At 55.6% G+C, this 19628-nt stretch carries 32 protein-coding genes and 1 riboswitch; of the genes, 24 read left to right on the top strand and 8 right to left on the bottom strand.

All coding sequences use genetic code 11. The features are described from left to right. Positions 1-2: 2 nt before the first annotated feature. The 22 genes from rplP (at position 3) to CXF87_RS14515 (ending at position 12189) form a co-directional block, all read left to right on the top strand. On the top strand, positions 3-416 hold the full coding sequence (rplP, locus tag CXF87_RS14620; protein WP_007112000.1) for a 50S ribosomal protein L16: 414 nt from the start codon (positions 3-5) through the stop codon (positions 414-416). Continuing rightward, positions 416-607, top strand: coding sequence for a 50S ribosomal protein L29 (gene rpmC, locus CXF87_RS14615; protein WP_007111999.1), 192 nt, complete (start codon positions 416-418; stop codon positions 605-607). Before rplP ends, rpmC begins: the two co-directional genes overlap by 1 nt. Position 608: 1 nt before the next feature. Further along, positions 609-869, top strand: a complete 261-nt coding sequence (gene rpsQ, locus CXF87_RS14610) for a 30S ribosomal protein S17 (RefSeq protein WP_007111998.1) — start codon at positions 609-611, stop codon at positions 867-869. Positions 870-918: 49 nt separating this feature from the next. Beyond that, positions 919-1290: a 50S ribosomal protein L14 gene (rplN, locus tag CXF87_RS14605; RefSeq protein ID WP_008959163.1), complete on the top strand. Its 372-nt coding sequence runs from the start codon at positions 919-921 to the stop codon at positions 1288-1290. 14 nt (positions 1291-1304) lie between these two features. Next, a complete protein-coding gene (rplX, locus tag CXF87_RS14600) occupies positions 1305-1619 on the top strand; it encodes a 50S ribosomal protein L24 (protein WP_007111996.1) in 315 nt (104 codons plus the stop codon). Between the two features lie 18 nt (positions 1620-1637). Then, the gene (rplE, locus tag CXF87_RS14595) at positions 1638-2177 is read left to right on the top strand and encodes a 50S ribosomal protein L5 (protein ID WP_007111995.1); all 540 of its coding nucleotides are present in this window, start codon (positions 1638-1640) and stop codon (positions 2175-2177) included. A 10-nt stretch (positions 2178-2187) separates the two neighbouring features. After that, complete coding sequence (gene rpsN / locus CXF87_RS14590) at positions 2188-2493, top strand: 30S ribosomal protein S14 (RefSeq protein WP_008959162.1); 306 nt, start codon at positions 2188-2190, stop codon at positions 2491-2493. 32 nt (positions 2494-2525) lie between these two features. After that, a complete protein-coding gene (rpsH, locus tag CXF87_RS14585; RefSeq protein WP_008959161.1) occupies positions 2526-2918 on the top strand; it encodes a 30S ribosomal protein S8 in 393 nt (130 codons plus the stop codon). 9 nt (positions 2919-2927) lie between these two features. Beyond that, positions 2928-3458 (top strand): 50S ribosomal protein L6, encoded by a 531-nt coding sequence (rplF, locus tag CXF87_RS14580; RefSeq protein WP_101147112.1) that lies wholly within the window; start codon positions 2928-2930, stop codon positions 3456-3458. Between the two features lie 9 nt (positions 3459-3467). After that, a complete protein-coding gene (gene rplR, locus CXF87_RS14575; protein ID WP_008959159.1) occupies positions 3468-3818 on the top strand; it encodes a 50S ribosomal protein L18 in 351 nt (116 codons plus the stop codon). Between the two features lie 11 nt (positions 3819-3829). Next, entirely contained in the window at positions 3830-4330 is a 501-nt protein-coding gene (gene rpsE / locus CXF87_RS14570) for a 30S ribosomal protein S5 (protein ID WP_007111990.1), read from the top strand. 6 nt (positions 4331-4336) lie between these two features. After that, positions 4337-4519: a 50S ribosomal protein L30 gene (rpmD, locus tag CXF87_RS14565; RefSeq protein WP_008959157.1), complete on the top strand. Its 183-nt coding sequence runs from the start codon at positions 4337-4339 to the stop codon at positions 4517-4519. A 3-nt stretch (positions 4520-4522) separates the two neighbouring features. Next, positions 4523-4957 carry a 50S ribosomal protein L15 gene (gene rplO, locus CXF87_RS14560; RefSeq protein ID WP_101147111.1) on the top strand — a complete coding sequence of 145 codons (435 nt, stop codon included), beginning with the start codon at positions 4523-4525 and terminating at the stop codon, positions 4955-4957. Then, complete coding sequence (secY, locus tag CXF87_RS14555; protein ID WP_101147110.1) at positions 4958-6289, top strand: preprotein translocase subunit SecY; 1332 nt, start codon at positions 4958-4960, stop codon at positions 6287-6289. Positions 6290-6355: 66 nt separating this feature from the next. After that, a complete protein-coding gene (gene rpmJ, locus CXF87_RS14550) occupies positions 6356-6469 on the top strand; it encodes a 50S ribosomal protein L36 (protein ID WP_008959154.1) in 114 nt (37 codons plus the stop codon). Between the two features lie 123 nt (positions 6470-6592). Continuing rightward, on the top strand, positions 6593-6949 hold the full coding sequence (gene rpsM / locus CXF87_RS14545; protein WP_007111986.1) for a 30S ribosomal protein S13: 357 nt from the start codon (positions 6593-6595) through the stop codon (positions 6947-6949). 39 nt (positions 6950-6988) lie between these two features. Then, the gene (rpsK, locus tag CXF87_RS14540; RefSeq protein ID WP_007111985.1) at positions 6989-7375 is read left to right on the top strand and encodes a 30S ribosomal protein S11; all 387 of its coding nucleotides are present in this window, start codon (positions 6989-6991) and stop codon (positions 7373-7375) included. Between the two features lie 12 nt (positions 7376-7387). Then, positions 7388-8008, top strand: a complete 621-nt coding sequence (gene rpsD, locus CXF87_RS14535; RefSeq protein ID WP_008959152.1) for a 30S ribosomal protein S4 — start codon at positions 7388-7390, stop codon at positions 8006-8008. 98 nt (positions 8009-8106) lie between these two features. Continuing rightward, positions 8107-9102 (top strand): DNA-directed RNA polymerase subunit alpha, encoded by a 996-nt coding sequence (locus CXF87_RS14530; RefSeq protein ID WP_008959151.1) that lies wholly within the window; start codon positions 8107-8109, stop codon positions 9100-9102. Positions 9103-9141: 39 nt separating this feature from the next. Further along, complete coding sequence (gene rplQ / locus CXF87_RS14525; RefSeq protein WP_008959150.1) at positions 9142-9528, top strand: 50S ribosomal protein L17; 387 nt, start codon at positions 9142-9144, stop codon at positions 9526-9528. Positions 9529-9790: 262 nt separating this feature from the next. Further along, on the top strand, positions 9791-11182 hold the full coding sequence (locus tag CXF87_RS14520; protein ID WP_101147146.1) for a D-alanyl-D-alanine carboxypeptidase: 1392 nt from the start codon (positions 9791-9793) through the stop codon (positions 11180-11182). Between the two features lie 131 nt (positions 11183-11313). Next, entirely contained in the window at positions 11314-12189 is an 876-nt protein-coding gene (locus CXF87_RS14515) for a DMT family transporter (RefSeq protein WP_232774935.1), read from the top strand. Positions 12190-12197: 8 nt separating this feature from the next. Here the strand turns inward: CXF87_RS14515 and CXF87_RS14510 are convergent, their stop codons facing one another. The 6 genes from CXF87_RS14510 to CXF87_RS14485 form a co-directional block, all read right to left on the bottom strand. Then, the gene (locus tag CXF87_RS14510; protein ID WP_101147109.1) at positions 12198-12935 is read right to left on the bottom strand and encodes a DODA-type extradiol aromatic ring-opening family dioxygenase; all 738 of its coding nucleotides are present in this window, start codon (positions 12933-12935) and stop codon (positions 12198-12200) included. Between the two features lie 57 nt (positions 12936-12992). Next, positions 12993-13427 (bottom strand): DoxX family protein, encoded by a 435-nt coding sequence (locus CXF87_RS14505; RefSeq protein ID WP_101147144.1) that lies wholly within the window; start codon positions 13425-13427, stop codon positions 12993-12995. Positions 13428-13491: 64 nt separating this feature from the next. Then, positions 13492-14412 carry a LysR family transcriptional regulator gene (locus CXF87_RS14500; RefSeq protein WP_101147108.1) on the bottom strand — a complete coding sequence of 307 codons (921 nt, stop codon included), beginning with the start codon at positions 14410-14412 and terminating at the stop codon, positions 13492-13494. After that, entirely contained in the window at positions 14409-15032 is a 624-nt protein-coding gene (gene thiE / locus CXF87_RS14495) for a thiamine phosphate synthase (RefSeq protein WP_101147107.1), read from the bottom strand. Before thiE ends, CXF87_RS14500 begins: the two co-directional genes overlap by 4 nt. Continuing rightward, a complete protein-coding gene (gene thiM, locus CXF87_RS14490) occupies positions 15022-15831 on the bottom strand; it encodes a hydroxyethylthiazole kinase (protein ID WP_101147106.1) in 810 nt (269 codons plus the stop codon). The genes thiE and thiM overlap by 11 nt, the downstream gene beginning before the upstream one ends. A gap of 23 nt (positions 15832-15854) precedes the next feature. Beyond that, positions 15855-15953: riboswitch (TPP riboswitch) on the bottom strand. A gap of 54 nt (positions 15954-16007) precedes the next feature. After that, the gene (locus CXF87_RS14485; protein ID WP_101147105.1) at positions 16008-16352 is read right to left on the bottom strand and encodes a hypothetical protein; all 345 of its coding nucleotides are present in this window, start codon (positions 16350-16352) and stop codon (positions 16008-16010) included. 244 nt (positions 16353-16596) lie between these two features. On the opposite strand from CXF87_RS14485, the gene gloA reads away from it, so the two are divergent. Both gloA and CXF87_RS14475 read left to right on the top strand, forming a co-directional pair. After that, entirely contained in the window at positions 16597-17133 is a 537-nt protein-coding gene (gene gloA, locus CXF87_RS14480) for a lactoylglutathione lyase (RefSeq protein ID WP_101147104.1), read from the top strand. Between the two features lie 9 nt (positions 17134-17142). Beyond that, complete coding sequence (locus CXF87_RS14475; protein WP_101147103.1) at positions 17143-17511, top strand: DUF6164 family protein; 369 nt, start codon at positions 17143-17145, stop codon at positions 17509-17511. Positions 17512-17519: 8 nt separating this feature from the next. Here CXF87_RS14475 and CXF87_RS14470 read toward each other — a convergent pair whose 3' ends face one another. Together CXF87_RS14470 and ampC are read right to left on the bottom strand one after the other, a co-directional pair. Continuing rightward, positions 17520-18185: a cupin domain-containing protein gene (locus CXF87_RS14470; protein WP_101147102.1), complete on the bottom strand. Its 666-nt coding sequence runs from the start codon at positions 18183-18185 to the stop codon at positions 17520-17522. Between the two features lie 156 nt (positions 18186-18341). Further along, positions 18342-19478, bottom strand: a complete 1137-nt coding sequence (ampC, locus tag CXF87_RS14465; protein ID WP_431313164.1) for a class C beta-lactamase — start codon at positions 19476-19478, stop codon at positions 18342-18344. Positions 19479-19628: the final 150 nt, after the last annotated feature.

Genomic DNA, 19628 nt, shown 5'->3' with positions numbered 1-19628 from the left:
CGATGTTACAGCCCAAGCGTATGAAATTCCGCAAGATGATGAAAGGCCGCAACCGTGGCCTGGCGCATCGCGGAAGCAAGATCAGCTTCGGGGAATACGGCCTTAAAGCTACTGGTCGCGGCCGCATCACTGCGCGTCAGATCGAAGCAGGCCGTCGTGCGATCACACGTCACGTAAAGCGTGGCGGTAAGATTTGGATCCGCGTATTCCCTGATAAGCCGATCTCCAAGAAGCCGCTCGAAGTTCGTATGGGTAAAGGTAAAGGTTCTGTTGAGTACTGGGTTGCCCAGATCCAACCGGGTCGGGTCCTGTATGAAATTGAAGGCGTGTCGGAAGAGCTCGCTCGTGAAGCGTTTGAGCTTGCCGCACAGAAAATGCCCTTATCCACCACCTTTGCGAAACGGACGGTGATGTGATGAAAGCCCAGGAAATTCGTGAAAAGTCCGCAGGAGAGCTCCAGGAGCAACTCCTCGAACTCCTCCGCGAGCAGTTTAACCTGCGCATGCAGAAGGCCACTGGCCAACTGAGCCAGACTCATCTGCTCAAGCAGGTCCGCCGGGATATCGCCCGCGTTAAGACTTTGCTCAACGAGAAGGCAGGTGATTGAGATGGCCGAAGAAAACACAAAGCGTACGCTCACCGGTAAAGTGGTGAGCGATAAGATGGACAAGTCCATCGTCGTCATGATCGAGCGGCGCGAGCGTCACCCGATCTACGGAAAATACGTTAAGCGCTCCACCAAGCTGCACGCCCATGATGAGGCGAACCAGGCTAAGGCAGGCGATACGGTCTCTATTCAAGAGTGCCGTCCGCTTTCCAAGAAAAAAGCTTGGACGCTGGTCGAGGTGGTTGAACACGCCAAGGGGTAATCCCAAGGCTTGTCAATCAGTGCAGTCAGATTAGGTTTGGAGAAAACCGATGATTCAGACTCAGACAATGCTGGATGTCGCCGACAACAGCGGAGCGCGCCGGGTGCAGTGCATCAAGGTGTTAGGCGGATCACACCGTCGTTACGCTCGCGTTGGTGATATCATCAAGGTCACGGTTAAGGAAGCGATTCCGCGTGGCAAGGTCAAAAAAGGCCAGGTGCTAAAAGCGGTCGTGGTCCGGACCCGTAGTGGCGTCCGTCGTCCCGACGGTTCGCTCATCCGTTTCGATGGAAATGCGGCAGTTTTGTTGAATAACACCAACGAACAGCCCATCGGTACCCGTATTTTTGGGCCGGTGACTCGTGAACTTCGTAATGAAAAGTTCATGAAGATCATTTCCTTAGCGCCTGAAGTGCTGTAAGGAGCGAGGCGGATATGCAAAAGATCAAACGTGACGATGAAGTCATCGTCATCGCCGGGAAGGATAAAGGCAAACGTGGCACCGTTAAGCGGGTATTAGAAAACCGCTTCTTGGTGTCCGGTGTGAACATGATTAAACGTCACACCAAGCCAAATCCCATGGCGGGAAATCAGGGCGGTATCGTCGAGCGTGAGGCTCCGATTCACGCGTCCAACGTAGCCATCTTCAATTCGGAGACCGGTAAGGCGGATCGCGTCGGCTTCCAAGTGAAGGAAGACGGTACCAAGGTACGTATCTACAAGTCGACGCAGACGCAGATCGACGCCTAACGCGAGTCGGGTAGCAAAATGGCGAACTTGAAAGAACGTTATCAAAACGAGGTAGCAGCTCAACTCAAAGAAGAGTTCAGCTATGCCAACGTTATGCAGGTACCCCGGATCACGAAAGTGACTCTGAACATGGGTATCGGCGAAGCAGTCAACGATAAAAAGTTGATTGACAATGCCATCGGCGATCTAGAGAAGCTCTCTGGTCAAAAACCGTTGGTGACCAAGGCACGTAAGTCCATCGCGGGCTTTAAGGTACGTGAAGGTTGGCCAATCGGTATTAAGGTGACCCTGCGCGCTGAGCGCATGTGGGACTTCTTGGACCGTTTGGTTTACATCGCGATTCCCCGCGTGCGTGACTTCCGTGGTCTTAACCCGAAGTCTTTTGACGGTCGCGGCAATTACTCCATGGGTGTGCGTGAGCAGATCATCTTCCCGGAGATCGAGTATGATAAGATCGATCGTATCCGAGGGTTGGACGTCACTATCACTACTACCGCCAAAACCGACGAGGAAGGTCGTGCGCTACTAACCGCACTGAACTTCCCCTTCAAGAAATAAGGGTTGGATCATGGCTAAGAAAAGTATGATAGAGCGTGAGCTTAAGCGTACGCAGCTGGTGGCAAAGTATGCCACCAAGCGCGCAGAGCTTAAGAAAATCATCTCGGATGTGAACACGTCTGAGGAAGACCGCTTCGAGGCGACGCTGAAGCTGCAGCAATTGCCGCGTGACTCAAGCCCGGTACGTCAGCGTAACCGCTGCCGTATCACCGGTCGTCCGCACGGTTTTTACAACAAGTTCGGCCTCGGCCGTAACAAGCTGCGTGAAGCCGCCATGCGTGGCGACGTTCCTGGTCTTAAAAAGTCCAGTTGGTAACGCCACGTAGTATCATCAGGAGCGCACATTAAATGAGCATGCAAGACACTCTGGCGGATATGTTTACCCGTATCCGCAATGCGCAGATGGCCACCAAGGAGACGGCTACCATGCCGTCCTCCAAGCTGAAAGTACAAGTGGCCCGAGTGCTAAAGGAAGAAGGCTACATTGCCGACTTTACGGTTGCCGAAGGTGTTAAGCCTGAGCTAACCATCACTCTCAAGTACTTTGAGGGTAAGCCGGTCATTGAGCATATTCAGCGGGTTTCCAAGCCGTCCCTGCGCCGTTACATGGGTAAGGACAACTTGCCTAAGGTCGCCGATGGTCTCGGTATCGCGATTGTCACCACGTCAACGGGTGTCATGACCGATCGTGCCGCGCGCCAAGCGGGTGTCGGTGGCGAAGTCATCTGCACCGTATTCTAGGAGGCTGGAATGTCCCGCATAGCGAAATATCCGGTTAAAGTGCCTGCCGGCGTTGACATTAAAATCAATGCCGACCAGCTGACCGCCAAAGGCGGCCAGGGCACGCTATCTATGACGATCCACTCTGATGTAGTGGTTAATCAAGAAGATGGCCAGCTGACCTTCGCCCCGAGTGAGTCTGCCAAGAGCTGGGCAATGGCCGGTACTACCCGCGCCTTAGTTCAGAACCTGGTAACGGGCGTATCCGAGGGTTTTACACGAACTCTCGAAATTGTTGGCGTCGGTTATCGTGCCCAAGCTAAGGGCCAGACGCTCAATCTTTCACTGGGCTTCTCGCACCCGGTCGACTACGAACTGCCTGAAGGTGTCTCAGCGGAAACGCCGAAGAACACCGTGATCGTGCTGAAAAGCGCGGACAAGCAGCAGCTCGGTCAGTGCGCCGCGGAAATCCGCGCTTTCCGTCCGCCCGAGCCGTATAAAGGCAAGGGTGTACGGTACGCCGACGAGCAGGTGCGTCGCAAAGAAGCCAAGAAGAAGTAAGGCAGGGTTATGAACGCGAAGAAAGAATCTCGTCTCCGTCGTGCCCGCCGCGCTCGCGCGAAGATCCGCGAGCTGGGCGTGTATCGCCTGTGCGTCAACCGTACCCCGCGTCACATCTATGCGCAGATTATCTCGCCGGATGGTGGCAAAGTGCTAGCCAGTGCTTCTACGCTGGACAAAGCACTGCGCGAGGGTGCGACCGGCAACTCAGATGCGGCCTCTAAAGTAGGTGCTCTGATTGCTGAACGCGCTAAAGAAGCAGGCATCACCCAGGTGGCCTTCGACCGTGCTGGCTTTAAGTATCACGGCCGCGTCAAGGCGCTGGCCGACGCCGCACGTGAAGGCGGCCTGGAATTCTAAAGGGTTTTACGATGGCGAAGAACGAACAGCAAAGCGGTGATCTGCAAGAGAAGTTAGTGCAGGTCAACCGCGTCGCCAAGGTGGTCAAGGGTGGTCGTATTTTCGGCTTCACCGCACTGACCGTCGTTGGTGATGGTAAAGGTCGTGTCGGTTTCGGTCGTGGCAAAGCACGTGAAGTGCCTGTCGCGATCCAGAAAGCGATGGATCAAGCTCGTCGCAACATGGTCAAGGTGAACCTTGCTGGCCATACGCTGCAGTACCCGGTCAAAGCCCGTCACGGTGCTTCCAAGGTGTACATGCAGCCGGCTTCCGAAGGTACCGGTATCATCGCCGGTGGCGCCATGCGCTCTGTACTAGAGCTTGCCGGTGTCCACGACGTACTGGCCAAGTGCTACGGTTCCACCAACCCGGTTAACGTGGTGCGAGCGACTGTTAAAGGTCTCTCCTCCATGCAAGCACCGGAAGACGTGGCCGCCAAGCGCGGTCTGTCTGTCGAAGCGATCACGGGGTAAGGCACCATGGCAGCAACGATCAAGGTTACCCAGATCCGCAGCACCATCGGCATTATGCCCAAGCACAAGGCTACTATGAAAGGCTTGGGCCTGCGTCGCATCGGTCATACGGTTGAACTGGAAGACACCCCTGCCGTACGCGGCATGATCCACAAGGTAACTTACCTTGTGCGCGTTGAGGGAGAGTAATCCATGAAACTCAATAACCTAAGCCCGGCTCCGGGCTCCAAACACGCTGCAAAGCGTGTGGGTCGTGGCATCGGTTCCGGTCTTGGTAAGACCGGTGGCCGTGGCCACAAAGGTCAGAAATCACGTAGTGGCGGCAGTGTTAAGCCCGGTTTCGAAGGCGGTCAGATGCCTTTGCAGCGTCGTTTGCCGAAATTCGGCTTTACGTCTGCGAAGTCGCTGGTCTCTGAAGAAGTACGCCTGGCTGAGCTTGCTAAAGTTGCCGGTGGCGAAGTCACCATGGCATCTTTGAAAGAAGCCAACGTGCTGAAGGATGCTACGCTACACGCGAAGATTATCCTTTCTGGCGAATTGAAAACGGCGGTTACCGTTCGCGGAATCAAGGTCACCAAAGGTGCCCGTGAAGCGATCGAAGCCGCTGGCGGCAAGGTAGAGGACTAAATGGCCAAGTCAGGAAAAATGCCGGCGATGGGCAGCGGTCTGAGTGAACTGTGGGCGCGTTTGCGCTTCGTGCTCCTCGCCATCGTGGTGTACCGTATTGGTGCCCACATTCCCGTTCCCGGTATCAATCCTGACCAGCTTGCTGCCTTGTTTAGGGAGCAACAGGGAACCATCCTAGGCATGTTTAACATGTTCTCGGGTGGCGCCCTGGAGCGCATGAGTGTCCTCGCCCTGGGTATCATGCCCTATATTTCGGCGTCGATTATCATGCAGCTCATGACTGCGGTCTCCCCTCATCTTGAGCAGCTCAAGAAAGAGGGTGAGGCTGGCCGCCGCAAGATTAGCCAGTACACCCGCTACGGCACGGTGATACTGGCATTTGTCCAGGCAACCGGTATGTCCGTCGGCCTGGCTAGCCAAGGCATCGCGTACAGCGCTGACTTTAGCTTCTACTTCACCGCCGTGATTACGTTCGTATCAGGCGCGGTGTTTATGATGTGGCTAGGTGAGCAGATTACCGAGAAGGGCATTGGCAACGGTATTTCGCTGCTAATCTTTGCCGGTATTGTCGCTGGACTACCCAGTGCCGTGGGCCAAGCCTTCGAGCTTGCCCGTAATGAAGGGGCCTGGAATGTTCTGCCGCTGTTAGCGTTGTCTGCGTTAGGTATTGCGACTGTCGCCTTCGTGGTTTTCATCGAGCGTGGCCAACGCCGCCTCAAGGTGAACTACCCCCGGCGTCAAGTGGGCAATAAGATGTATGCAGGGCAAAGTAGCTACCTGCCTTTGAAGGTCAACATGGCTGGCGTTATTCCGGCGATTTTTGCCTCCAGTATTCTGCTCTTCCCGGCCTCTATCGGTCAGTGGGTAGGTGCCGGTGAAGGTATGGAGTGGTTGCAGCGTGCATCTCAGGCATTAGGCCCAGGTCAACCGCTTTACATCTTGCTTTTCGCGGCGGCAGTGGTATTCTTCTGCTTCTTTTACACAGCGCTGGTCTTCAACCCCAAGGATGTGGCTGACAATCTTAAAAAGTCAGGCGCTTTCCTGCCGGGCATTCGCCCCGGCGAGCAGACCGCTCGCTATATCGACAAGGTCATGACACGTCTGACCCTGTTCGGTGCCTTGTATATCACTGCGGTTTCCTTGATGCCCCAGTTCTTGATTGTGGCGTGGAACGTGCCGTTTTTCTTCGGCGGTACCTCGTTGTTAATCGTAGTCGTGGTCATCATGGACTTCATGGCCCAGGTGCAATCGCATCTCATGTCGCATCAGTATGACTCAGTGATGAAGAAGTCCAACCTGAAAGGCTACGGTAGCGGCGGTATCATGCGCTGAGGCGCCGCCCACCCCTATTAAGTTAGTGAGGGGGCGTGCCGCGAGCCGGTTTTTGGAGAAAGATCGATGAAAGTTCGAGCTTCCGTAAAGAAAATGTGCCGTAACTGCAAGATCATTCGTCGCAATGGCGCTGTCCGCGTCATCTGCAGCGAACCACGGCACAAACAACGCCAGGGTTAATCCCCCTGGGTTGTATTAAGCGGTGCCAGCATACCCCTTGCCTTAGGGCGCTAAAAGGGGTATGCTGTTGCGCCTTTTGTAGATGAATAAACGAGCAAGCCGCTCAAATTTCGGAGTAAGCTGATGGCCCGTATTGCAGGCGTCAATATCCCGGACAACAAGCATGCGGCGATCTCGCTGACCTATATCTTCGGGATTGGCCGTACCCGTGCTGAGCACATCTGTGCAGCAGCCGGTATTGCCATGAATGCCAAGATCCAGGACCTGTCTTCTGAAGAAGTCGACACCCTGCGTTCTGAAGTTGGCAAGTACACCGTAGAAGGCGACCTTCGTCGTGATGTCACGCTTAACATTAAGCGTCTCATGGACTTAGGCTGCTACCGTGGTCTGCGTCATCGTCGTAGTCTTCCGCTGCGTGGTCAGCGGACTAAGACTAACGCGCGCACCCGTAAGGGCCCGCGTAAGCCGATCCGCAAATAACACGCACGTTCTGGCGTAAAGACAGGAATAGACATCAACATGGCTAACCCGCGTAGTAACCGTAAAAAGGTTAAAAAGCAGGTAGTGGACGCGATTGCGCATATCCATGCCTCTTTTAACAACACGATCGTGACGATCACAGACCGCCAGGGCAACGCTCTTTCTTGGGCGACTGCCGGTGGTTCGGGTTTTCGTGGTTCTCGCAAGAGCACCCCGTTCGCTGCTCAAGTGGCAAGCGAACGTGCAGCAACTGCTGCAGCCGAGTATGGTGTGAAAAACGTAGACGTACTGGTTAAAGGTCCAGGACCCGGTCGTGAATCCGCCGTGCGTGCACTGAATGCCGCCGGCTTCCGCGTGCAAAGCATCGTAGACGCGACGCCCATTCCCCATAATGGCTGCCGTCCGCCGAAGAAACGCCGCGTTTAAGGAGACAGATTCATGGCTCGTTATATTGGACCGAAGTGCAAACTGTCTCGTCGTGAAGGCACCGACCTCTTTTTGAAGAGTGGTGTGACTCCCTTCGAGAAAAAGTGTAAATCCGAGCAAATCCCGGGTGTACACGGCCAGCGTCGTCAACGTCTTTCAGACTACGGCTTGCAGCTTCGCGAGAAGCAAAAAGTACGTCGCATGTATGGCGTACTCGAAAAACAGTTCCGTAACTACTACAAAGAAGCCGCTCGCCTGAAAGGCGCGACTGGTGAAGTATTGTTGCAGTTGCTCGAATCCCGACTGGATAATGTCGTCTACCGCATGGGCTTCGGCTCGACTCGCTCTGAAGCGCGTCAGCTGGTCAGCCACAAGGCGATTTCCGTGAACGGCCGCACCGTTAACGTAGCTTCCTATCAAGTGAAGCCGGGTGACGTTGTTTCCATTCGCGAAAAGGCGAAAAACCAAGCACGTATTCAAAGCGCGTTGTCCATTGCGGCCAACCGTGGCGATATCGCTTGGATCGAAATCGACGCCAAGAAGATGGAAGGCACTTTCAAGGCTCTGCCTGAACGCGGTGACCTGTCTGCCGACATCAACGAAAACCTGATCGTCGAGCTGTACTCCAAGTAAGCAGTTTTCTGTTTCTTGTCAACCTGGTGCGGGTGTAACGCCCGCGCCAGGTCGTACCGAGTACCAAGTATCCGTTTGGCAGCCTGAAAGGTGTTCATATGCAGCGTTCAGTGACAGAGTTTCTACGTCCTCGCGACATCAAGGTCGAAGAAATCAGCGCACATCACGCCAAAATCGTGCTCGAACCGTTCGAGCGTGGCTTTGGTCACACCCTGGGGAATGCACTGCGTCGCATTCTGCTTTCGTCTATGCCCGGCTGTGCCGTGGTAGAGGCTGAAATTGCTGGCGTCGAGCATGAATACAGTGCGCTCGAAGGGGTGCAGGAAGATGTCATTGAAATCCTCCTGAACTTGAAAGATGTTGCGATCAAGATGCACAGCCGCGATGAGGCGGTGCTCACGCTGAACAAGCAGGGCCCAGCCGTCGTCACCGCTGGCGACATTGCGCTTGATCATAGCGTCGAAATCGTCAACCCGGACCACATCATTGCTCATGTCAATGAAGGTGCCGAGCTGAAAATTCAGCTTAAGGTAGCGCTGGGTCGTGGCTACGAACCGGCTGACGCGCGTGGCTCTGATGAAGAGACCCGTGCCATTGGCCGCCTGCAGCTGGATGCCACCTTCAGCCCTGTCCGCCGTGTTTCCTACTCGGTTGAAGCCGCTCGTGTTGAGCAGCGCACCGATCTCGATAAGCTAATTATCGATCTGGAAACCGACGGTACCCTGGATCCGGAAGAGGCTATCCGTCGCAGTGCGACCATCCTGCAAGAGCAGCTGGCCGCCTTCGTCGACCTGGAAGCTGATAAAGAACAGGAAGTCGAAGAGGAAGAGGATCATGTTGATCCAATTCTATTGCGCCCCGTAGACGATCTTGAGTTGACCGTTCGCAGCGCGAACTGCCTAAAAGCCGAGAATATTTATTACATCGGTGATCTTATCCAGCGCACAGAAGTTGAGCTGTTGAAGACACCGAATCTCGGTAAGAAATCTTTGAATGAAATCAAAGACGTATTGGCGGCTCGCGGCTTGTCCCTTGGCATGCGGTTGGAAAATTGGCCTCCGGCAAGCCTGAAGGACGACAAAGCCTCCGCGTGAGCGTCGACTTGAGTCCCAGTTTGGTAAGGAATTACAACCATGCGTCATCGTAAGAGTGGTCGTCATCTGAATCGCACCAGCTCGCATCGTCAGGCCATGTTCAAGAACATGTCTGTCTCGCTGGTCGAGCATGAAGTCATTAAGACAACCCTGCCTAAAGCCAAGGAGCTGCGTCGCGTTATCGAGCCGCTGATCACCTTGTCTAAGCAGGATAGCGTTGCAAACCGTCGTTTGGCATTTGCCCGCACGCGCTCTAAAGAAGCCGTCGGCAAACTGTTCAACGAACTAGGTCCGCGTTATGCCGAGCGTCCGGGCGGTTACGTCCGTATTCTTAAGTGCGGTTTCCGCACCGGCGACAACGCACCTATGGCGTTCGTTGAGCTAGTTGACCGTCCGGTTGTTGAAGAAGCCGCTGCAGAAGAGTAATTTTCTGCGCTAGGTTTTTTTAGTAGCGATCGAAAACCGACCCCTCAGTGGGTCGGTTTTTTTATGGCATATATTCATCTTCTTTTGATACGTATGTAACTTCTCTTTTTCTAAGCCTAACTCCGTATATACTCAGCTTATTATTAAAAGTACCTAGCATGGCCGTGCAGAGCAGGGAAAGCCTTGCGTTGCACCTTGAATATGGCATGGTAGTGAGGCCATGGATCAGTCACAGTACGTTGATAACAAGCAAGGGGCAGGTATGTATGCGAGGGTAAAACAGATCGCCGTTGGCGGTGCATCAGCGGTATGGTCATTGAGTGTGGTTTTGCTGCTCATGCTGGCAATGGTCTCCAATGCTCACGCCGACAATCCACGCTATGCAGGCATTGTGGTGGATTTGGATAATGGCGAAGTCCTTTACGCTGAAAATATTGACGATCAGCGTTATCCTGCTTCGCTGACCAAAATGATGACCCTGTATTTGACCTTTGAAGCGCTGGAAGCGGGCACGTTGCGTTTAGATCAGCCCTTGCCGGTTTCCCGTTTTGCAGCAGCAAAGCCAGCCGTCAAGCTCTGGCTTGCTGCAGGTAGTTCTATCCCCGTCGACACGGCCATACGTGCGCTAGCGGTTCGCTCGGCTAATGATGTTGCCGCGGTGGTTGCCGAAGCACTAGGCGGTAGCGAAGCGCGTTTTGCACAGATGATGACCACCAAGGCGCGCGAGCTCGGCATGCACGCGACCACCTTCCGCAATGCTTCTGGCTTGCCTGATGACGGCCAAGTCACCACCGCACGGGATATGTTGACGCTCTCAGTACGCGTAATGCAGGATTTCCCTCAGTACTACCACTACTTCGGTCTCCAGGAATTTACCTACCGCGGCACACGGCATACCAGCCACAACCGTCTGGTGCGTGATTATCCTGGCGCTGATGGGCTGAAAACTGGATTTATTAGAGCGTCTGGTTTTAATGTGGCGACCACTGCAGTGCGCGGTAATCGGCGATTAGTGGCAGTGGTGATGGGCGGTTTTTCATCTCAGTCGCGTGATACCCATATGGCCAATTTGCTGGACCGCAGCTTCTTGCGAGCTTCACTACGTGATCAACGTAGCTGGGTGGCCGACACCACCTTTTCACAAGAGTTTATGGCCTTTGCCCCTCCCGCTCAGCCGGTTTCCCCACCAACACCTGAACCACGTCAGCCGCTATTGGCCGTCGTAGAAACGACTACGCTTTCGCCCTCCGCGAACACTGCCGCTTCAACGCCCGCCGTGGACCTTGAAGAACAGTTGGCCGATATAACCAGCGTTCAGCGCCCCACGCCTGAAAGCGAGATGCCGCAGCCCGACCCTTTGCAGGCCTTTATTGAGCGCGAACGTCAGCTTGCGTCTGTCAATGAAACAGGCGGCGGCTGGGGAGTTCAGGTAGGCGCCTTTAGCCAGGAGGCCCAGGCTCGTCAATTGGCGCAACAGGCGGCTCAGCGTATTGCGCAAAGTTTAGGTGGTCGTGTGGCTATCGACACCGTAGAGGGCCAGAACCCGGTTTACCGCGCTCGCTTAATGGCGTTGGATGAACAGCGCGCCCGTCAAGCGTGTCGCGAACTGCACTCCCAGGGGATGGACTGTATGGTCGTTAACGCCAGCTTGTAAGCTGGTTAAGCTGGCGTTGGTTCAAGCGCTGACCCAAGTGCGTATCACCCCGCCACTCGTTATTGGGCGGGGTTTTTGCTTTTAAGCAATTGGCTGGCGATTACCGGCTAACAACAACTAAGGAGAGAGCGGTGACCACCTCACTGAAGGGCATACTCTGCATGTGTATGGGGGTTCTTTTTCTCGCCCTGGGAGACGCCGTTTCCAAGTGGTTAGGCGAGACACATTCGCCGCTGCAGATTATTTTTTTCCGTGCTTTAGTCTCGCTACCAATGATTGCGCTGCTTGCCCATTTTGCGGGTGGTTTACGCAAACTACGGACGAAACGCCCAGGCGTTCATTTGCTGCGTGGTTTGATCTATACCGCCACCATGGTCTGTTTCGTCTGGGGATTAACGCTGTTGCCCCTGGCGGAAGCGACGGCAATCGCCTTTGTGGCACCGTTATTTGTCACCCTCCTGTCGGTGCCCTTGCTAGGAGAGCGTATCGACCCACCGGTACTGATCGCCTCGTTAGTCGGGTTTGTGGGTGTGCTGATTGTGGTTCGCCCTAACGGTGATGCCTTCCAGCTAGGCGCGCTGGTGCTGGTCGCCGCGGCGCTCTTTTATGCGTTGATGATGATTACCGCACGTCGCTACGGCGCCCGTGAACACTTATGGGCAATGCTGTTTTATATGACTTTTGTGCCACTCGTGGTAACCGGCTTAACGCTGCCATGGGTATGGCAACCCCCCCAGCCCTGGCACTGGGTCGGTTTTTTCACTTCTGGAATCTTCGGCGTTGCGGCGACCGCCTTTATTACCCTGGCGTTTCGGTACGCCCCAGCCGCCATTGCCGCCCCGTTTGATTACACGGCGATGCTTTGGGCAGTGCTTCTCGGCTGGTGGTTTTGGGGGGAAATGCCCGACCTCTGGGTCTGGGTGGGCAGCGCCCTGATTATGGGCAGCGGATTAGCGGTCGCGTATCACGACCGCCGCACCACCCTTAAACGCCGCCCTACTGCCTAGCAGTACGCTTAAGCGAACTGGTAAACGTCCATCGCCAGTACGCCGTGTTCCACGCTGTTGTGTAGCTGGGTGGCGTTACCGCCAGCGCCCATCGCGACCAGCAAGGGTTGAAAGTGCTCTGGCGTGGGGTGATTCTTCCGCGCGCTAGGGGCGTTCTCCCAATTTAGCAACGCCTCACGGTCATTGGCGATCAGGTGATCGTGTACCCAGCGCGCAAATTCATCTACCCAACCGGGCATTGGGCTATCTTGCGCCATCAGTTCATATAGATTATGGGTCAGGCTGCCCGAGCCGATAACCAAAATGCCCTCATCCCGAAGTACCGATAACTGTTCACCGAGTGCCGCAAGCTGCGCACTGCTCCAGCGCACCGGCAGCGATAATGAAACGACAGGTACATTAGCGTCTGGAAACATTAGCGAGAGCGGCACCCAAACGCCATGGTCGAAGCCGCGCTCTACCGGTTTGGCGCCCAACAACACGGCCAGCCGTTCAGCCAGTTCAGGGTCGCCAGGGGCGGCATATTGCAAATCAAAAAGCGCCTGCGGAAAGCCACCAAAATCGTGAATCGTCTTCGGTTTGGCGCTGCTACTGACCTGTAGCTCGCTGCTCTCCCAGTGCGCCGAAACCACTACCACCGCTTTAGGCGAGAGCTGACTGCCAAGTTCACGCAGAAACGTATGGGCAGATGTTTTATTCAGCGCCAGCATGGGTGAACCATGGGAAATAAATAGACTAGGTAACATGGGTAGATCTCCACGGTAGTACCGGCGCTTGCGGTGGAGCAAGCGCCGGTGATGAGGTTAGGCGAAGCGACGGTTTAACACCCAGTGACCACTTCCTAAACCCGCTTGAGTAATGAGGGCCAGCGTCCAAAACACCGGGAATTCCCAACCGCCACCAGCATTCGAGAACATCCAACCGTTACCCAAGTGTACCCAAGCGGCACCCAGCAGTACCGGTACCAGTGCTAGGCTTACCCAGCGAGTGTATACGCCGAGCAGAAGGGCTATCCCACCGCCCACTTCAGCAGCAATGGTTAAGTAGGCTAAGACCCCCGGCAAACCCAGTGACTCAAAATAGCCGACCGTACCCGGTACGGTAAATACCAACACTTTGAGCAAACCGTGAGCGAGGGCCATAACGCCGAGGCTGATGCGCAGAAGCGTAATAGCATAAGGCTGTAGAGAGGGAGTGGCCGTAAGTGATGATTGAGTCGTCATTTGAGGAGCTTCCATCTGTGTGGTTGATGGAGCTACTTTACAGCTAGGCCAGGGTGAGATAATCAGCGCGTTATGCACATCACTGTTGCGTAATAGGCGACAATCCAATCGCCTGTTCCCAAATAGGTGGATCTCCCCACGCCTCGGTAAGCAGATCGATAAAGCGCTCCACCTTGGCGGGCAGATACCGCCGGGCAGGGTAGAGCGCGTGAACGTCGAGCCGCACCGCGGGCTCGTCGGTTAAAATCGGCACTAACCGCCCGCTGACAATACTCTCCGTGACCAGAAAACTGGGCTGTTGTGCGATGCCTAAGCCCGCTTCAGCAGCCTGGGTCAGTACATCACCATTATTGCTCTCCAGTGGGCCATTAACCGTCAAAGACTGCGTAGCAATTTGCCAGTCAGCGCTCTGCTGGCCACTACGATATCGCAGGCAGCGGTGCTCATTAAGGTCGTTAACGCTAACGGGTTCGCCGTGGGTGGCAAGATACTCAGGGGAGGCACAAAACAGCAAACGGCAGCGGGTCAGGCGGCGTGCCACCAGGCTGGAGTCGGGCAGGCTGCCGATACGGATCGCCACGTCATAACCCTCTTCAAGTAGATCAACGCGACGGTCATTAAGGTCCAGGCGCACGTCAAGCGCCGGGTGGGTAAGCATAAACTGGGTGACGAGTGGCGTTAAGTAGCGGGTACCAAAACTCATGGGCCCATTTACGCGTAAACGGCCGCGCACATCGCTGGTACCTTGGCCAACTTCAGCAGCGGCTTCATCGAGCGCTTGCAGCACACCCTGGGCGCGCATTAAATAGCGCTCTCCTGCTTCCGTGAGATGCAGGCGACGCGTAGTGCGCTGTATCAGTCGCGCCCCGAGTGCCTTCTCCAGTGCCATGACCTGACGCGACACGCGGGTACGCGAAATATCGAGTGCTTCAGCTGCCCGGGTATAGCTACCCAGCTCGGCGACTCGCACGAAAGCAACGATATGCTCTATTTGGTTCATGACGCAGCAGCGACCTGAAAGGCGCGTGCCGCCTGGAAAGGATCGGGTTGGCCGCAAATGGCTGAAATCACCGCTAATCCGTTCGCTCCCGCCCGCTGCACACTAATGGCATGCTCAGCTTTCAACCCACCAATCGCCACGCTGGGCAGTGGGCACGCTTTGACCAGCGAAGCCAAGCCGCCAAAGCCGATAGGCTGGGCGTGGTCCTGTTTGCTCACTGTTGCAAACACGGGCCCAATGCCAACGTAATCAATTAACGCCATGGGCGCCGCTTGGAGCTGAGCGAGGGTATTGATCGACAGGCCAATAATCGCCTGTTCACCTAGCGCTCGGCGTGCTTCCTGAACAGCGGCATCGCTCTGACCGACATGCAGGCCATCTGCCTGACTCTCTAGCGCTACCTGTAAACGGTCGTTAATGATGAGCGGCACCCCGGTGCCTGCCAGCAGTGCTTTTAGCCGCTTGGCCTGAGTAACCATCTGTTCATCGCTGGCATGCTTATCGCGTAGCTGCACGATGGTCACACCACCTCTTACCGCTGCTTCAACCGTCTGCTCTAGGCCATAATCGTCGCAAAGCGCAGTGTCGGTCACCAAATAAAGCGATAGATCATACGGCATGGAGTGACTCCAACTGAGTATGAGCAGAGAGGTCGTCAGGGGTAAGTTGATAAAGCGCATCCAGCAGAGCGACTTGGAAACTGCCTGGGCCCTGAGCAGTACTGCCCGCCCGCTCGCCAGCGACGGCAAAGCAGCCTAGCGCCGCGGCGGTGGCTTCCAGCGGGGCTTCACGGTTGGCCGCAACAAAGGCGGTGACCAGTGCGCTAAGGCCGCAGCCTAACGTTGTGACACGGGGCATTAAGGGGTGGCCACCGTTAATACGATAGTGCTGTGTGCCATTCGTCACCCAGTCGCTTTCACCGGTCATCGCGACAACGCAGCCATGTTTTTGCGCTAGCGCTATCGCTGCGTCTATGGCTTGGTCGGCGGCAGCTGTCGAGTCCACGCCGCGGCCTTGGTTGGCTAACCCATTAAGCGCCAGAATTTCAGAGGCATTGCCACGAATCACGCTAGGCTTTAACGCGAGTAACCGCGTGCACAGCGATTGTCGATAGCGGGTCGCGCCAACGGCGACAGGATCTAATACCCAGGGAATCGAGTGCTGGCTGGCGGTGGCCGCTGCGGTCAACATCGCGTCCGCCCAGTGGGCAGAGATGGTACCAATGTTGATCGACAGCCCGGCAGAAATAGCGGTGAACTCTGCCACTTCCTCTGGAGCATGCAGCATTGCGGGTGACGCGCCCGTGGCTAGCAACAGGTTGGCCGTGCTGTTCATGGCGACATAATTGGTCATGCAATGGACTAACGGTGTCACTGCGCGCAGCGTTGCAAGGTAATCGCCAAGCGGAGGTAGGGTCATAGCATCCTCCCGGCGGGGAGGTGGTAAGCGGTACCATGACTCCCTACGCCGGTGTTATCCGGTTCAGGTTCAAAGGGTGCGTCTCAGCCCAACCGTAACGGAGGGCGCCCCTGTCGAGCGCTTACTATCCTTGCCTGGAGTAGCCCTGTAAACCCCTGGATACAGACGATGGCAATCTAACGAAACGAAATACGCGTGCCGTAGGTGAGCATCTCGTCAGGCGTTATGGCTTTCCCCTCTATCCCAATCATTTCGTCACCGCACTGGTCAGCGAAGGTCAGCACGCCGTGGGTCAAGCCAAGTTGGCCTAAGGTATCGCGGATTTCACCCGTGCCGAGAAAAGTACTGACGTGCCCTTTGTTATCACTGAGGTCAGACACGCCGTTAGCGTGATGAAAGCGCACTCTGTAAATCCCATCCATCGACTCCACTTCAACAATGGGCGAAAAGCCGTTGTGAAGCGCATTGGAAAGTTGCTTGAGGGTTAAGTGATCACCCAGCGTCATATCAATCGCAGTCATAAAAACCTCCTGAAGGACGCCCTCAATCAGGGGCATCGATCATGTGGCGGGAACTTCTTTTGTAAATCTTATGGATAATAAGTGTAGGGTTTTTGTTTAGGATTGCTAGTGCGCTTACCGGTGCCCCGATACGACACTGCCTACGTGCTTGTAAGGGCTAGCATTCTGGCAATAAAGCCCCCATGGTAAGCGGTATGTGAGGCTCAATAGAGTCAATGAACAGTATTAGCGACAGGAGAGCGTGATGAGTTTTCAAGGTGAGCAGCATCCTGGTGTCGTCGATACACCGCCTCAAACCCAAGGATTCCGTTTAAACCACACCATGCTGCGGGTCAAAGACCCCGAGCGGGCGCTGGCGTTCTACTCAAAAGTGTTTGGCATGCAGGTACTGCGGCGGCTGGATTTCGAGGAGATGCAGTTCTCGCTCTACTTTTTAGCCAACGTGGAGCCGAGCGACAGCGTGCCGGAAGAGACTGACGCGCGTACCGTATGGACGTTTAGCCAGAAGGGGCTGTTGGAATTGACCCACAACTGGGGGACTGAAAACCAGGAAGATTTCGCCTATCACGATGGCAATGCCGAGCCCCAGGGCTTTGGGCACATCTGCTTTAACGTGCCGGATTTGGCAGCGGCACAGGCATGGTTTGACGAGCACGACGTCACCTTCGTAAAACGCGCTGATCAGGGCAAAATGAAGGATGTTATCTTCGTTAAGGACCCGGATGGCTACTGGATCGAAGTAATTCAGGCAGACCTGATGGCGGGTAAAAGCGACGCATGAGGCACGCCAATGGCTGAACTACTGTTCCGGCTGCGCCACGTTACCGACGAAGAGGCCATGGAAGTGCGTGACCTGTTGGCCGACCATGGCTTTGATACCTATGAAACCCAGGCGGGCTTTTTCCGCCTGGGGGTCGATGCTATCTGGCTACGTAATCCACATCAGCATGATGCGGCTATCGCCGCGCTAGACGCCTATCAGGCGGAGCGCCTTGACCGCGTCCAGCGTGAGCATCAAGCAGCGGTTGAGCGGGGCGACGCGGAAACATTGTGGCATCGCTTGGCCGCTCACCCGCTGCAGGTGGTGCTGGTGCTGTTAGCCGTGGGGCTTATTGCGGCTCTTACGCTGCTGCCGTTTCTGGGCTTATCACGAAGCTAAGCACTAAGCTATGCGGGCGGCAGATGACCGCGTTTGAGGTACATCATCACGCCATTTTCACCGGCGGTGAGTGCAGGGGCTGCGCCGCTGGGGTAGCGACACCAGGTGCCCGCCGTGTAGCTATGCTCGCTATCGCTTAGGCTGCCTTCAAGAATCAAAAACTCCAGGCCGCCCAGCAGCGTGGGGTAAGTGATGGAGGTGCCCGCCGACCACCGTTCCAGGCTGGTGCGCTCCTGCTTGTAGGTGTGCAGCATCTTGTAGGCAATGCGCGGGCGACGATCCGGCTGCCAGGGAAGCCGATGCGCAGGTACCGCCAGCTGGAGCGTGTCGTTGGGGTCAAACTGGTGCAGTTTGACAAAAATCAGCGCGCCTTCCTCGCCAATCTGTGGCGTGTGGCCGGTACCGATGGGGTTTCGTAAGTAGCTGCCGGCTGGGTAGCGCCCATGCTCATCGGCGAACACGCCTTCCAACACCAGGATCTCTTCGCCGCCGCCGTGGGTATGCCGCTCAAATTGCGTATTAGGCGCGTAGCGAACAAGACTGGTGGCACGGGCAACTTCATCACCAATTCGGTCAAACATCATGCGCTCGACCCCCGCACTGGGGGAATCGACCCACTGATACTCTTCCGGGGTAACACAGGCAAAGTGGCTAAAATCGGCGTTTAGACGCATGGGAAAGGGCTCTTCGCAGTGAAGGTAAGTATCGGGGAGGAGTAATAGTCTCCTTATTGACAGCGAAAAATGCAACTTTAGGTTGTTTGATCTTAGCGATGATGCCATAAAAAATGCCGCCAACGGCGGCATTAGACTGTTTTAAGCGAGAGAGACTCAGTGGGCTTCTGCCAGTGCGGTAAGCAGTTGGTGCGCTGCTTCTATGCGGGCACCATTGGGGTAGTTACGGTTAGCCAGCATCACAATGCCGATCTGCTCGCTGGGCACAAAAGCCACATAGCCGCCAAAGCCGTTGGTTGAGCCGGTCTTGTTATAAAGCGCCTCTTGCCGAGGGGCTAAAGGGGGCGTTAAGCGGTTGGCAGGGTTGGGCTCTAATATCATCTCAAGTGAGTTACCTGCCAGCAGCTGCTCAAGCGTTACTGGGTAGGCGTAGCTTTCCCAGCCCAGCCCCTGGGTCATATTGCCGACCTCAAAGTACCCCGTGCGCGTGGCCGTCAGGGCTTGGCGTAGGGGGGCTTCCAGCGCTGAGTCATTCATGTGGGCTTCCACAAAAGTGAGCACATCTGCAGCAGTTGATTTCAAGCCGTAAGCCTGAGCATCCAATACGCCGGGGTTCACCCGAATCGGCTCATCTTCTTTCGAGTAACCGTAAGCGTAGTGCGCCTGCTGTGCTTCAGGCACTTGGTAAAAACTGTGGTCAAGCCCTAACGGTGAGAAGAGATGTTCCTCCATCAATGCTGCATAACGCTTTCCGAGACGTTGGGCGGTTAAATACCCCATCAGCCCTATGCTCGGGTTGGAGTAGAGCCGATGACTGCCAGGCGTGGATTCAGGCTGCCACTGGCGATAGTAGTCGACCATTGCCGCTTCGTTGTTAACCGCCTCGGGAAACTGCAGCGGCAGTTCACCCGCGGTGTAAGTGCCCAATTCCAGCAATGTGATCTCATCGAAGGCACTGCCTTCAAGGGCAGGCAGGTGCTCGCTGGCCGCGTCGGAAAGCGAAAGCGCACCGCTGGCCTGCGCGTAGCCTGTTAACGCCGCAGTGAAAATCTTACTGATGGAGCCCAGCTCGAACAGCGTCTCATCGGCGACCGGAATCCCCGCTTCTTGATTGGCGAGGCCATAATTAAAGTAGTGCTGCTGGCCGTTGATGCTCAGCGCGACCGCCATGCCCGGGATGCGGTGCTCATCCATCAGTGGGGCGATAGTCTCGTTCACCAGCGCTTCAACTGCGTCGCTATCGGCTGTTTCAAGCGCCCAGGCAGCGCTGCCGAGCAGGAGTGAGTTGGTCATGAGAAAGGAGGTTGTTACCGCTACTAACTTACGCATACCAAGATCCTGTGGTAGTGGGTGCGGCAAGTAAGTTAGGGGTATGGCCAGCCGCAAAGAGCGTGATAAAGATGATTGGTGATATGGCTGCTCATATCTATCACGACGTGAGCA

It is taken from the genome of Halomonas sp. MES3-P3E (genome assembly GCF_002836035.1).
In the GTDB taxonomy this organism is placed as follows: domain Bacteria; phylum Pseudomonadota; class Gammaproteobacteria; order Pseudomonadales; family Halomonadaceae; genus Vreelandella; species Vreelandella arctica.
Note: the sequence above shows the minus strand (reverse complement) of the source record. Positions and strands in the feature narration are given on the sequence as shown.